This window comes from Gemmata sp. SH-PL17 (genome assembly GCF_001610855.1).
In the GTDB taxonomy this organism is placed as follows: Bacteria; Planctomycetota; Planctomycetia; order Gemmatales; family Gemmataceae; genus Gemmata; species Gemmata massiliana.
In genome coordinates, this window is the sequence record NZ_CP011271.1 from 6,891,579 (window position 1) to 6,905,730 (window position 14,152).

10 protein-coding genes are annotated in these 14,152 nt (G+C 64.6%); 6 read left to right on the top strand and 4 right to left on the bottom strand.

What is annotated here, in order from left to right:
* Positions 1 to 139 precede the first annotated feature (139 nt).
* Positions 140 to 4,225: a PVC-type heme-binding CxxCH protein gene (locus tag VT84_RS28435; protein WP_082841873.1), complete on the bottom strand. Its 4,086-nt coding sequence runs from the start codon at positions 4,223 to 4,225 to the stop codon at positions 140 to 142.
* Between the two features lie 239 nt (positions 4,226 to 4,464).
* On the opposite strand from VT84_RS28435, the gene VT84_RS28440 reads away from it, so the two are divergent.
* From VT84_RS28440 to VT84_RS28455, 4 genes are all read left to right on the top strand, one after another.
* Positions 4,465 to 4,806, top strand: coding sequence for a hypothetical protein (locus VT84_RS28440; protein WP_082841874.1), 342 nt, complete (start codon positions 4,465 to 4,467; stop codon positions 4,804 to 4,806).
* A gap of 41 nt (positions 4,807 to 4,847) precedes the next feature.
* On the top strand, positions 4,848 to 5,408 hold the full coding sequence (locus tag VT84_RS28445) for a hypothetical protein (protein WP_082841875.1): 561 nt from the start codon (positions 4,848 to 4,850) through the stop codon (positions 5,406 to 5,408).
* 204 nt (positions 5,409 to 5,612) lie between these two features.
* Positions 5,613 to 7,037, top strand: a complete 1,425-nt coding sequence (gene lpdA, locus VT84_RS28450; protein ID WP_082841876.1) for a dihydrolipoyl dehydrogenase — start codon at positions 5,613 to 5,615, stop codon at positions 7,035 to 7,037.
* Positions 7,038 to 7,138: 101 nt separating this feature from the next.
* Positions 7,139 to 8,584 carry a hypothetical protein gene (locus tag VT84_RS28455; protein ID WP_082841877.1) on the top strand — a complete coding sequence of 482 codons (1,446 nt, stop codon included), beginning with the start codon at positions 7,139 to 7,141 and terminating at the stop codon, positions 8,582 to 8,584.
* 43 nt (positions 8,585 to 8,627) lie between these two features.
* Here the strand turns inward: VT84_RS28455 and VT84_RS28460 are convergent, their stop codons facing one another.
* Complete coding sequence (locus tag VT84_RS28460) at positions 8,628 to 9,950, bottom strand: MFS transporter (protein WP_082841878.1); 1,323 nt, start codon at positions 9,948 to 9,950, stop codon at positions 8,628 to 8,630.
* 233 nt (positions 9,951 to 10,183) lie between these two features.
* On the opposite strand from VT84_RS28460, the gene VT84_RS28465 reads away from it, so the two are divergent.
* A complete protein-coding gene (locus VT84_RS28465; RefSeq protein ID WP_082841879.1) occupies positions 10,184 to 10,450 on the top strand; it encodes a hypothetical protein in 267 nt (88 codons plus the stop codon).
* A 249-nt stretch (positions 10,451 to 10,699) separates the two neighbouring features.
* Here VT84_RS28465 and VT84_RS28470 read toward each other — a convergent pair whose 3' ends face one another.
* Both VT84_RS28470 and VT84_RS28475 read right to left on the bottom strand, forming a co-directional pair.
* Complete coding sequence (locus VT84_RS28470) at positions 10,700 to 11,542, bottom strand: hypothetical protein (protein ID WP_082841880.1); 843 nt, start codon at positions 11,540 to 11,542, stop codon at positions 10,700 to 10,702.
* A 73-nt stretch (positions 11,543 to 11,615) separates the two neighbouring features.
* The gene (locus VT84_RS28475) at positions 11,616 to 13,145 is read right to left on the bottom strand and encodes an Hsp70 family protein (protein WP_052556180.1); all 1,530 of its coding nucleotides are present in this window, start codon (positions 13,143 to 13,145) and stop codon (positions 11,616 to 11,618) included.
* Positions 13,146 to 13,288: 143 nt separating this feature from the next.
* Between VT84_RS28475 and VT84_RS28480 the strand changes: the two genes are divergently transcribed.
* Positions 13,289 to 14,110, top strand: coding sequence for an arginase family protein (locus tag VT84_RS28480; protein WP_082841881.1), 822 nt, complete (start codon positions 13,289 to 13,291; stop codon positions 14,108 to 14,110).
* Positions 14,111 to 14,152: the final 42 nt, after the last annotated feature.

Genomic DNA, 14,152 nt, shown 5'->3' on the forward strand with positions numbered 1-14,152 from the left:
ATTGGGCGCGCACAGGCCCACCGCCAGATTACGCGGGAATCCGGGCGGGGGGAATGGGCAATCGTTGGCCAGGTGTGGGCGAGAAATGCCCAGAAAAAATGAAGGCACGGAGTTTTGCCCCGTGCCTTCATTTGCGTTGTTACTTCAGCACTTCCAGCTTGATGTCCTTGAAGCGCACTTCGAGCGGGCCGCCGCTGTGCAACTGCAACCCGACCACGCCCCGCCGGGCGAGCTTGTCGTCCGTGTAGTCCGTACACAGGTTGCCGTTGATCCAAATCTTCACGTGCCCGCCCACGGCTTCCACGACGTAGTCGTTCCACTCGTCGGGCTTCACGAACCGCTCACCGCCCTCCTTCGCGAGCAGCCCGCGCCCGCTCTCCTCGTAGAGCTTGCCCCACCACCCGGCGCCGATGTCGGCCTGCGGGCCGCGCATCTCACCGTCGGGGAGCGGAACGCTGCGGAACTGAATCCCGCTGTTCTCCTTGTTCGGCGCGAGCTTCACCTTGAGCGAGAGCTTGAAGTTCTCGACCGCCGCGTGCGATTTCAGGAACGTGTTCTTCTTCAATCCTGTGGTGGACTTACCGACGATCTCGCCGTTGTCGACCGCCCACAACCCGTCGTCGCCGTCCCAACCGGTCAGATCCTTGCTGTTGAAGAAGTCCTTCGCGTTGTCGGCCGTGGCCAGGAGCGGCACCTGCCCGTTGGTTTGCAGGTACGCGATCAGCGAGCGGAACTCGTACTCGCTCGTCTGTTTCAGAATGTCCTCGGGCATCATCGAGAGTTCCGACGCCTTGCTGCTCGCGATGTCCTTCGAGGAGATGGTCAGCGTCTCGCGCTCGGTCTGCACGGTCAGCACGCCGTTCACCTCGCTCTTCACGATCCCGGTCACCACGCGGTCGTCGGTCAGCACGATGCGCGTGGCCGCGTACTCTTTCGGAATGACCGCGCTGGGGTCGAGGATGTTTTCGAGCAGGTAGTCGATGTTCGAACGGTTCGCCCCGGTGATCTCCGGGCCGACCTTCCCGCCCACCGCGTAGAGCGTGTGGCACTGCATGCACGTTTTCGCGAACACGGTGCGACCCAGGTTCACGTCCGGCGCCGGCATCGCGGCGTTCGTGAGCTTGGCCTTCCACGACGCGATCAGCTTCTTGCGCTCCTCCGGGGACTCGCGCACGACGCCCCACAGGTCCGCGATGCGCTTGTCAATGGCCGCGTCCTGGTACCCGCGCAACTGGCGGACGATTTCCGCGGGCACGTCGGTGGCGGGGATCTTCTTGTCGGCGATCGCGTTCATCAGCTCCTTCGCGAAGCCGGCGCGGGCGGCGAGCGTCGCCACCGCGTCGCGCTTTTCCGCGAGGTTGAAGTTCGCGTATTGAGCCAGGATCGCGGCCGGGGTCTTCGCGTCGTCAAACGCGGCCAATCCTCGCAGGGCGGCCGTCCGGAGATTCTTGTCCGCGAGCGCGGCCTGGAGGAGCGGCGCGGTTTCGGCATCCTTCGCGTCGACCAGCGCGGTCAGAGCCGCGAGTCGTGCGGCGGAATCGGCTCTCGCGTCGGTCAGTACCTTGCGCAGCGTGCCGAGCGCGTTCTTGTCGCCGAATACGACTGCGAGCCCGAGCGACTGCTGGCGAACGCCCGCGTCCGGGGACTTCATGAGCGCCTCGAACGCGGCGCCCCACCCCTTCGGCATCGGGAGCGAACGCTTGCCCTTCGCGCCCTCTTGCAGCCCGTGAAGGTACGCGACCCGCTGTTCTTCCGTCTTCGACTCGGCGAGCGCCTTAGTGAGTAGATCGAACGCTTCCGGCGATCCGAGCGCCCCGATGCGCCGCGTTGTACACTGGAACACAAACGGAATCTTACCTTCACTCGCAAGAGCTAGCGCCTTCACAGGATCTGCTGCGCACAGCGGTTCGAGCGCGTACCAGTAGAGGTACGGGAGGTTGTGGTCGGTCGCGTCTTCGGTGTGGGCGAGCAGGGCCGCAATGATCGGTGTTCGGTTCTCGGTCCGCATCCGTTGTAGGGCGGAAGCGATCGCGCCGCGCACCACCGGGGACGGTCCCTTTTCGGCAAGAATCCGAATCGATTGGTGCAACTCGGCCGAGTCCGGCGTTTTCTCCGTGCCGAGCCGAACGCACCAGGCCGCCACCTGCGGGCTCGCGTCGCGCAGCATCCGCGTCGCGTAACTGCTGTCGCCCAGCCCTCCCACCGCTTCCAGCGTCCACAACAAGCGGAGCCGGACCGCCTCGTCCGGCGTGGAGATCGACCGCCGGATCAAATCGCCGTACCATTCGAGGACTTCCGGCTTGGGCTTCTCGCCTTCTTTCCAGGCGCCGTTCGGGTACCGCTCCTGTAGGATGCGCCGCGCCGTTCGCGCGTACCAGTCGTTCGCGTGCGTCTGATACCCGTACAGCTCCTTGTCGCTGCACTTCGACAGATCGAGGTTCTTGACCGGCTTCGCGTCCTTGTGCGAGATCTTGTAGATGCGGCCGTTGGTGCGGTCCCACTTCTCCGGTTGGTTCAGGTGACAGATTTGTTGGTCGTACCAGTCGATGAGGTAGGCGTTGCCGTCCGGACCGGATCTTAGCGCGAGCGGGATCGCCCACTTGTCGTTGGTCAGCAGGAAGTCCGGGTTGCGGTCCGCCACGTACCCGCTGCCCTTCGGGGTGACCACGTCCACGTTGATGCGGTGGCCGTGCAGGTTCCCCATGAACAGCTTGCCGTGGTACTCCTTCGGCCACGCGCCGCCCTGGTAGCACATCAGGCCCGCGTGCGCGTGTCCGCCACCGACGCTGTCGCTGCGCCCGTTGCCGCCGTGCGGGTTGGCCCCGGCGTAGTGCCGGTGGACCGCGATCGTCTTGATGTCGTCGTAGGTGTACGGGTTGAAGTCGGTCCCCGCCTGGCGCATGTAGCGCCCGCCCTGGATGATGTGCCACATGTGAGGGATCACACAGGCTTCGATGAAGAAGTCGCCGGTCGCGTTGTAGTCCAGACCCCACGGGTTCGACGTGCCCCGTGCGAACACCTCGAAGACGTGCTTCGTAGGATGGTACCGCCAGATGCCCGCGTTGATGGGCGTCCGCTGATTGTCCGGCGTGCCCGGCTTACCGACGCGGCTGTGCGTGAACACGCCGTGGCACCCGTACAGCCAGCCGTCCGGCCCCCAGATGAAACTGTTCAGCGTCTCGTGCGTGTCCTGGTAGCCCCAGCCGTCGAGCAGGATTTTCGGTTCGCCCGCGGGCTTGTCGGTCTTCTCGTCGTGCGGGACGAACAGGAAGTACGGCGCGGCCCCGATCCACACACCGCCGAACCCGACCTCGATGCCCGAAACGAGGTTCAACCCTTCCATGAACACCGTGCGCTTGTCGAACTTCCCGTCGCCGTCGGTGTCCTCGAAGATCAGGATCTTGTCGCCCAGCGCCTTGTCCTTCTCGGGGAGCATAGGCCCCTTCGCCGGGTTGCGCCGCGGGTACACATACGCCTCGACCACCCACAACCGCCCGCGGTGGTCGATGCAGAACGCGACCGGCTGGTGAACGTCCGGCTCGCCCGCGAACAGCGTGACCGAGAACCCGTCCGGCACGGTCATCGCTTTGGCCGCGTCGAGCGGCTTCAGACCCGCGTGTTTGTAAGCGTCCGCGATGCCGGGTAGTTCCGCCTTCGGGCGCTCGGGGAACGAGGGCTTCTTCTCGTGGAACCGGAAGTCGTCGAAGTTGATGTGCCCCCACCCGCCCGCGTCCTTATCGACCACGCGGACGAAGATCACTTTGTCCTTGAACTTCGTCAGGTCGACGGACACCCGGCGCATGTCCTCTTCGTCCGTCCCCGTGGCGCGGAAGATCACGTCCTTCCCGCTCACGATCTCGACGCACGTGTCGAGCGTGTGCGACCCGCCCCCGACGAGGAAACTGGCCCACGGGTGCGTCACCTTGAACGGCGCGCTCGTGAGCGTACCGGTCGGCTTGTCGCCGAACTTCTCGTAGCCGCCGATCCAGAACTGACCCTGGTGCCGGCTGCGGTTGTCGTTGCGCCGCGCGAACACCGTGTCGCCCTTGATCGGTTGGCCCTTGAAGGCTTCGCCCTCCGCGGTCCAGTCCTTCAGGTCGCCGGTTTCAAAGTCGAGATTCAGCGCTTTGCCGTCTGTGCTGACCGGCAGCACACCGATGTCGTTCGGGTCGGGCTTCGGCTGCGCCGGCGCGAGTAATGCGAGAGAAAGTATCAACGAATTCATGCGGTCGCTCCGGAGGGAGAGTCACGGTACTAACGTGATACCCGGAGCCGTACATCCGAACAAGTATGTAACCGGTATGTGCGATGGCGCGCTTTGGGCAGTGATCCGAGACGTCGGACGCAACCGCGGACGCGCCGCGACGTGTGGCGGCTTCAACGCCGCTTGCTTTTCCCACGAACCTCGGTTTAACTGCGCCGGTCGGGTATCATGGCTGACGTACCCTCGCACGAGAGCCGCCCATGCCAATCACATTCAATTGCCCTTGTGGGAAGACGTTGCGCGTTCCCGACGAATCCGCGGGGAAACGCGCGAAGTGTCCCGTGTGCCACGCGATTGCGGCCATACCCCAAGCCGAACCCATATTCGAGATCGTGGAAACACCTCCCGAACCGGTCGAGGCTCCGCCGCTAACCCCGCCAAAACCTTATGGCAAGCCGCGTTACGATGACGACGAGGACGACAAGACGCCTTACGGTCTGATCCAGCCCGCACCATCCAGTTCCACACTCGACCGCCACGGCCAACCGCGGAAGAAGGACGGGCTGCCGAACTTCAACAAGGGGCGCAAGAACTACGGCTAACGCCGGCGCCCGTTATCCCCCTCACACGCCCACGGTACCCCATGCCCATTGCGTTCGATTGTGCTTGCGGACGGCACTTTAGTGTCGGCGATGCGTTCGCCGGCAAGCGGACCAAGTGCCCATCGTGTAGCGCCCCGCTCACCGTTCCCGTACCCGAAACAACGTCGGAACCGAGTCACGCGGAAGACGAGGCGTACCGCGCACTACTGGAAAGCCCCGATCCGGAACCGGTGGCGACCGACTATTCGGCCCGAACCACCCCGCAAACCGACGAGGACGGGCGCCCTAAAAACGTCTCGGCGATTGGGAAGCCCCTTTCGTCCAAAAAAGCTGCCAAATTCACCAAACCATCGGCCGAAGAACGCGCGGAGCGGAAGGAACGCAAGCGGCGCGAGGGTCGCCCATACGACCCGGAACGTCCGCGGAAGGTTCTGTACATGATCGGTGGCGTACTGATGATTGTCGGTGGCGGGGCGCTTTGTTTTTTCTCGATCAACGAAGGTATTTCGATTCGCGGGGGCGTTTTCGGTTTCATGCTCGCGTTCGGGGGTGTTGGCACGTTCTTCCAGGGCGTTACTGGTGATTTCAGCGATGATGCGTGACCGCGCTTTGAGCGCGGCTCATGTGTGCTACGCGACCTGTCGTTCTTGTTGTCACCAAAGGCCCGTGTTCTGAAACGATTGGACCGGGAACGGGGCAGGAATAGCCCACTCGCGCGGTCGACCTCCGCGTATACAATTCCATCAAGGCGAGCGGGGGGCGAATGCCCCCTGTTTCTGTTGGTGCTCGCACTCACGGAGAATCCCATGTCCGACGTTCGCGAAACGCAGCTCCTCGTCATCGGTGGCGGCCCCGGCGGGTACCCGGCCGCGCTCCACGCCGCCGACCACGGGATCAAGGTCACGCTGGTGGACGAGGGGGCCAAGCTCGGCGGCGTGTGCCTCAACCGCGGGTGCATCCCGAGCAAGGCGCTACTGCACACCGCGAAGATCATTCGCGAAGCGCACGAGATGGCGAACTACGGCGTCACGTTCGGCGAACCGACGCTCGACCTCGCCAAACTGCGCGACTTCGTGCAGGCGAAGGTGGTCAGCAAGCTGACGGGCGGCATCGGCCAGCTCACGAAGGGGCGCGGGGTCGACGTGGTGAAGGGGCGCGCGGTGTTCACGTCGCCCAACACGGTCGAGGTGACCGGCGACGCGCCGCAAACGATCAAGTTCCAGAACTGCATCATCGCGACCGGGTCGCTCCCGGTGGTGCCGAAGCCGTGGCAGATCAACGACGACCGCGTGATGGACAGCACCGGTGCGCTCCTGTTGCCGGACGTGCCGAAGCGGTTCCTCGTGATTGGCGGTGGATATATCGGGCTGGAAATCGGCAGCGTGTACGCGGCCCTGGGCAGCAAGGTGACGGTGGTCGAAGCGCTCGATCGCATCCTCTTCATGGCCGACAAAGATCTCGTCGATCCGCTGGAAAAGAAACTCAAGAGCGAGTTCGAGGCGATTTACACCGCCACGAAGGTGATGGGGCTGGAAGCGACGAAGGACGGCATCGTCGTGAAGCTCGAAGGCGCGGGGGCGCCGGCGTCGCTGACGTTCGACCGCGTGCTCATCTCCGTCGGGCGCCGGCCGAACTCGGCGGGGCTCGGACTCGACAAGGCCGGCGTGAACGTGACCGAGAAGGGCTTCATCCCCATCGACAAACAGCGCCGCACGAACGTCCCGCACATCTTCGCGATCGGCGACGTGGGCGAGGAACCGGGCCTGGCGCACAAGGCCACGGCGGAGGCCCGCGTCGTGGTGGAAGTGATCCACGGCGAACCGGCGGAGTGGAACCCGCGCGCGATCCCGGCCGTGATCTTCACCGACCCCGAAATCGCATGGGCCGGCATCACGCAGAAGGAAGCCGACGAGAAGAAGATCCCCTACGAGGCGCTGAACTTCCCGTGGGCCGCGAGCGGCCGGGCCGTGAGCATCGCGCGCACGGAGGGGCGCACGAAGATGCTCGTCGACCCCGAAACCAAGCGCATTCTGGGGGTGGGGATTGTGGGTGCGGGTGCCGGCGAGATGATCGCGGAGAGTGTCCTGGCGATCGAAATGGGCGCGGTGGCGCGCGACGTGTTGGAGAGCATCCACCCGCACCCGACGCTGAGCGAAACCGTGATGGAGAGCGCCGAACTCGCTTACGGCGCCGCCACGCACGTCGGCCGGCCGCGCAAGGTCGCGCGGTAGTACACGCGGCCCGTCGGTAACTCGAAACCCGGGGCCAATTGTCCCGGGTTTCGGGGTAGAATGCTCCCCATCTCCCCGAACGAGAACAGGAGCGCTCCGTCGTGCCGACCCCGACCCCGCTGACCGGGTACACATCGTACAAGGGTTTACCACCACTCGCCGGGCTTTGCACGCTCGAAGAGGCCGCGCGCCCGGGCCTGTCCGTCGAAGAATGCGTCCGGCGACTGAAGCGCTTCCACTACTGTTTCAAGCGGCTGCACCAGATCCTCACGGCTCGCATCACCGCGGAACCGATCTACGAACTGAAAACCGCCTTCGCGCACCATGCCTATTTGTGCGCGGAACACGTCACCGCGCTGCGCACGCGCATCGGCGAAATGCGCGAACCGCCACTGGGACTGGAGGACGTCCCGCACCCGGCGCTGGAAGCGTTTTTCGATGAGATCCAGTGCGCGCCGACGACGGAAGAGTTACTTTTCGGACTGTATGCTTGGGCGTTTCAGTGCCTCGAAAGCGCGCTCGTGATGTATCAGTCCGAGACGAACCCACTAACCGATGCTCCCAGCCGTCGAGTCAACCGATTCGCACTACTTGAAGTGCGCGAGATGCTTGAATTCGGCAGAAAGGCAATGAAGGCTATTGGGATCGATGTGGACAATGTCAAAGAGGAGCAAGTGCCCGCAGTGTGGCACAACAACCTGTCTGACTTGCTCACTGAGACCGGTGGCTTCTACGCCGAAGAACCTACAGGCAAACCGATCACCCGCATCTATTCCAAAACGCCCTACCAGTATGACCCGCTCCCCAAGCGCGACGAGCGGTTCTCGGACCCGTGGAACCAGGGCGTGAACGCCGAGTCGTTCCTGTACGACCCGGCGAAACCGGCGCGCGCGAAGGCGCTCATGATGCTCTACAAGCGCCTGCGCGAGATCGACGTGCCCGAAATGATGGCGTCGATCATTACGCAAACGCCGGGCAAGCCGTGGGGCTACTACCGCGACATGACCCGCCAACTGTGGGACGAGGCCCGGCACGCGATGATGGGCGAGGTCGGGTTCGTCGCGCTCGGCGTGGACTGGACGAAGGCGAAGATCACGTTCAACTGGTCGTACCGACTCAACACCGAGTGTACCCCGATGGAGCGGCACGGCGTGCTGTACTTCATCGAACAGGGGCTCATGCCGCGCACCGGCAAGCGCTACGAGTTCGAGGTCGCGCAGGGCTCCGGGCTGCCGCTCATGGCCACGCTGCAAGACTTCGACTGGGCCGACGAGGTGCTCCATTCGCAGATCGGGCGAGCGTGGTACGTGCCACAATTCGGCAGCCTGAAGGAATCGCTGGATTACGGCGACGCGGCGTGGTCGAAGGTGCTGAGCAACTGGGCGACCGTGAAGGAGCGGGGGCTCACGCAGCACGAGAACTGGTGGCCCGCGGTGTACGCGATGGCCTGCGCCGCGGAAGGCGTGCAACCGGACGCGGTCGTGCTCGCGTTCGATGAAACCTACGAGGGCAAGCGCGCGGACCTGCAGCGCATTGCGGCGGAGTAATGAAGCGACCTACCCCCAACCCCCTCCCTCAAGGGAAGGGGCTTCAGACCAAAGGCCGTGTCTGCTCCCCTTCCCTTGAGGGAGGGGGTTGGGGGGTAGGTCGGGGCGAGCGTCGCACCACCAAGATGCCCGCGAGTAATAGCGCCACGCTCCCGATTCCTGTGGCCATCCCAAGTATCACCGGGCCGACGCCAACTTCCGTAATCATGTGCCCCGCGATCAGGTGACCGAGCGGGGCGCTCGCGCTCAGCGTCATGGCCCAGATCGCCATCACGCGCCCGCGAACCTCGTCTGGCACCGCGAGCTGGAGCGCGGACTGTGCCGTCGCGAGAAACAGAATCATTCCGAAGCCGATCGCGGCGCAACACCCGTCCGCGGTCCACGCCCGGTCCGCGAACCCTAACCCGGCCATTCCCCCGGCGCACACCGCAACGCCCATCAGCATGAACGCCCCGCGGCGCGACACGCTCCCGAAGGTCGCGGTGGTGAGTGCGGCCCCGAGCGCGCCCGCGCCGAGCGAACTCAGCAAGAAACTGTACGCTTCTTCCTTCAGCCCGAGGCGGAGCTTCGTGTACGCGGGGAGCACCGTGATAATGGGCCATCCGAACACACACAGCGCGAACGTGAGCAGCACGACGGCCCCCATCGCGGGGTGCGCACGCAGGTAACGGACGCCGGCCCACGCCGAGGCGCCGGGCTTCTCGTGAACGCGGGGTTCGGGGATGCCGCGCAGCGCCCGGAGCACCGCGAGAAAACTCAGCGCGTTCAGCGCGAAGCACACGGTCGCGCCAATGGTGACCGCGTTCGCGCCGTCGGGCAGGTACGGCACTAGTGCGCCCGCGACGACGAACAGCACGCCCGCCAGCGCCGGGCCAACGGCGCGGGCGGAATTGAAGACGAGCGAGTTCAGCCCGACCGCGTTGATGAGGTCTTCTTTGGGCACGAGGTCCGGCACGAACGCGAGCCGCGTGGGGAAATCCACGGCCTGAATCACGCCGTTGAGTGCGATGAGGGCCAGTACGAGGACCGGCGTCGCGAACCCGCACCCGACCACCGCGGTGAGTGCGAGTGCGTTCAGAAGAAAGGCCGTTTGCGTTGTGGAAACGAGCTGCCGCTTGGGGTACCGGTCGGCGAGCGCGCCGCCCCACGCGCCGAGCAGGAGCGTCGGACCGATCTGGGCGACGAGCAACCACGACGGCCAGCGCGGGTCGTTAGTGCGCTCGTACATGAGCCACATGAGTGCGGCCGACTGCATCCACGTGCCGACGAACGAAACGATCTGCCCCGCGAAGTACCGCCGGTAGTTCGGGTGCCGCAGCGAGCGGAAGGTCGTTTCCTTCAACGCGACCCACAATCTGCCGTCCATAGTCGTGAGTCCACAGTCTGCGATCCGCTATCGTTCCTTCACATTCGGCCGGCGCCGGTAGCAAAGAACGACGGGCTATGAACTCATGACTATGAACCGGTCCTCAATCGGGAGTTCGGAGGTGGTGAATGCGGGATGAGAGTCACCGCAGCGGTGCGCAACGTCGGGTCGCAGATGCGCTCTTCTCACAGAAAGGATGAACGAAACACCCACTCAACATGAGGAGCACGACTATGATCCGCAAGATAATCCTGTCTGCTGTGATCGCCACCGCGACTGTCGCCGGCCTGACCGCGACGCCGAGCACAGTTGAAGCTGCGTCGCCGGGTACATTCAACCGCGACCGTCACCGGGTCCGGTTCGAGGTGCAAGTGCGACACCGGGGGCACTGGGAAACCTACGGCACATACCGCGACCGGGATGAAGCCCGTCGCGTAGTTCGGATGCTCGAACGCCAGGGGAGGGATGCGCGGATCGAAGTGGAACGGGATCGCTGGTAAGCAGGTGTGAGCGCAAAAAAGGACCGGTCGCGGACTTCGGAGCGTCGCCCATTCACTCCGATGTACCACGACCGGTCTGAAGGCAGAATACCTGCGCGACACAGTTGTGCATACCCGAAGTGGGCGGAAATTCCTCGGACACCAAAAACTAGCGTCCGAATTTCAGACAGGGCGCGAACGGAAGTGACCCGCATCGAGTAACTTTGCATATTCCTGCAATAAAGTTCGCGCCAAAAAATATACCAGCAGTCACTCAGAAACGTACTTCGAGGCCCAAGTGCCTAACAGTTTGCACAGGTCCGCGGTGCCCAGATCCGTCCCGATGTAGCCGTCGAAGTTCTCGACCTGTTTGCCGAGCGCGAAGTCCGCGACGTAGCGGTCGATGGTCTTCTTCGCGACGCCGGTGGTCGCGTGGATCGCGTCGGTGTCGTGCCCGGCGCGGTGCAGCGCGAGAATGAGGTGCGGGCGCCCCTTGGAAATCTCCGTCGGCTCCGTCAGGAACCGGTACGCGCGGCCCACGAACTTCAGCGCGTCCGGTTTGCCCTTCGATTTCTTCAGCGACAGCCCCACGCGCGAGCACGAGAACACGGGCGCAGTACGTGGAGTCGCGGCTTCGACGATGTGAATGGGGGATGTGGTGTCCCAGATTTTCCGCTGATTAATGGCGCCGTCCAGCACCGCGACACTCGCCGCTTTCGTTTGCGCCAGCAAGTGATCGACCGTCACGCACGGCCCGTCGAGCATCGTGCCGTTGTCCGCGACAACGGTGCGGATCAGAATGCCGAAGTACGAAGTGCCATCACCAAGCGCAATGTCGAGTCCCTTGAACGACCCACCGCGGTACTCGCCGCGCGTGCGGTGGAAGTACCAGCGCCCGTCTTCGAGCTGAACCGGGTCGCGGTGGGCGAACAGGTCCGGGTGCGCGCCGCCGGAATAGTAGACTTCGAGTTCGGCGAACCGGTACCGCCCGCCCGCTACGATGAAATCGCAGTTATTCATCAGGCGCCCGACGATCTCCGCGAACCACGGCGCGAAGTGCTCGTCGGCAGTGACGTGCGCCGGCTTGTGACCCAACTCAGCGAGAGGAGGCATAGGCAGTCCAAGTTATGTGTGGAGCAGAAGTAAATTCGGGTTCGCAGATTCCGTTTCGTGGAGCGAAGCACGTTCACTGCACCTTCAGCGCCCGTACCCACTCCGCGGCGCGGGCCAGTTCGTCGTCGGAGAGGCCGCCGGGGCGGTGGATCGCCGCAGTCACGGCCCGGCCGCTCGTTTCGTCGGTCGCGGTCACCTCGATCCGGCCGTTGGATGCAACTCCGCACTTCACTCGCACCGGCGCGCCCTTCGGCAAATTGGGCGGCAGCCCCTCGATCCAACACTCCCCGACCGGAATACACGCCTCGGCCTGGTGCGCTTCCCCCTGCAAAATGCGCACGCGCACGCGGGTCTGGTTCTCTGCGGCGGTGAAGTACATGCGCGACACGGACGCCGGCAACTGCGTGTTCTTCAGAATGAGTTTGTCGTTCACGCGCTCGGCCCCCGAACGCACCTCCACCCCGAGGCTGTGCGCGTTCACGCTGATCTCAACCACATCAGCCAAATCAGGTATGGCGGGCAGCGCGGCTCCCACGTCCATCGCCGCGGACGCGATCCCCGCGTGAACGGCCGCACCGCGAGCCACCACCTCACTGACCGCGAGGCTCCGGTCCGGCGACTTGCCGGTCAGGTCCGTGAGCATCTGCGTGCAGGCCGGCATGTGCGTGCTGCCGCCGACCATGAGCACCTTGTCCACCGCGTCCCAGGTCAGTTTGGACTGCTTCAGAACCTGTTGCGCGGTGAGGCGCGTGCGAACGAGTAAGTCGCGCGTGAGCGCTTCAAAGTCCGCGCGGGCGAGCGGGAACGTGAACTTGTGCCCGCCGTGGTTCACGGTGAAACTGGCCTGTTCGATCTTACTCAGCGTCCGCTTCACACGCTCCGCGGTAGAGAACAGGTGAACGAGCGCCTGCGGATCGGTCCGCGGATCGGCCCCGCCCTGGCGCACGAACTGATCGGCAGCCCAGTTCACGAGGCGCTCGTCCCAGTCGCGCCCGCCGAGCCGCACGTCGCCCTCGATGGCGAGCACCTGGAACCGCTTGCGCCCGAGCTTCACGAGCGTGACGTCGAACGTCCCGCCGCCGAGGTCGTACACCAGCACCGTTCGCGGCTGCGTGACGTCCTCGCCCTGCTGCGCCGAGTACGCGAGCGCCGCGGCCGAAGGTTCGTCGATGATGTCGATGACGTTCAGCCCCGCGATCTTGCCCGCGTCCATCGTCGCCTTGCGGCGCGTGTCGTCGAAGTACGCGGGTACGGTGATGACGCACCCGGTGACCGGCCCGAGTTGCAGCGCCGCGTCTTGTGCGAGTTTCTTCAAAATGACGGCCGAAAGCGCCTCCGGCCGGAACTCGCGCCCGGCCACCTGGGGGCCGTAATCGGGCAGCCCCATGCGCCGCTTAATGAGCGTCGCGACGCGGTCGGGCTGTTCGAGGGCCATATCGAGCGCGGCCTGCCCGACCACCGCGGACCCGTCCGGCGCGAGGTACACCGCCGAGGGCGTGAGTATCTCGCCGTCACGATTGGGTACGGTGAACGGGCGCCCGCGATCATCGAGCGCTGCGACGGCACAGAACGTGGTGCCGAGGTCGATACCGATCAGCGACATGGGAAAATCTGAGTGCGGAAAGAAGAACGGAAGACCACCTCGATTCTAACGCAAATCGGCCCACGATGTGAGTGAAGCCCTTCATTGTCGCGCGACAAAGAACGAGGGCGCTATTGTGATCGTCCCCGCCCTCCGAGTTTTCGATGAACGCGACCGTTACCATTTTCCCGTTCGATCTGTTCGGTAGTGCCGGCACCGGTGCGGGGGCTCGGCTCCTCGGCGACGCGGTTCACGAGATCCTCGACGACACGGACCGCGAAACGCGCCCGTGCCGGGCCGACGTGCTGCGCGGCGCGGTTCGAGTGAAGGAGTTCGCGTTCGAGACGCTCGCGGAGGTCACCAACTGGCGCAAGCACGGCCGACAGGCCGCGCGACAAGCACTGAAGACCAAAGAGTTCCTCCTGTGGCTCGGTGGTAACCACCTCGCTGCGCTCCCGGTTCTTGAAGAATTGGGGAAAGACACACTCGTGGTGCAGTTCGACGCGCACCTCGACGTGTACGCCTTCCACGACACCACCTCCGAACTCTCACACGGCAACTTCCTGACGCACTTCGAGACGCCGCGCCCGCGGCTCGTGAACGTCGGGCACCGCGACCTGTTCCTCACGCCGGAAGAGATCGGCGAGACGTTCGAGGCGGTCTACCCGGCGTGGGACGTCGCGGCGGATGTGACTCGCGTGGCGTCTGAACTGCGCGCCAAAGTGAAGGCTGCGAAACGGGTGTGGATCGACATCGACTGCGACGCGCTCGACCCGACTGCGTTGCCGGCCGTTCACGAACCGCTCCCGTTCGGGCTGGCGCCGCCCGCGTTCCTCGCGCTGTTTGAAGCGGTGTGGGAGGGGAACGTTGTGGGGGTATCGATCACCGAGTTCGATCCCGGTCGGGACGTGCGCGACACGAGCCTGAATTTACTCGGCTGGCTCGTCGAATACGTGCTGCTCAAAGCCGCAGCGCGTGCGTCCTGACCTATTGCGGCCAAAACGCACGTGCCGATTTGCTTCCGCGAA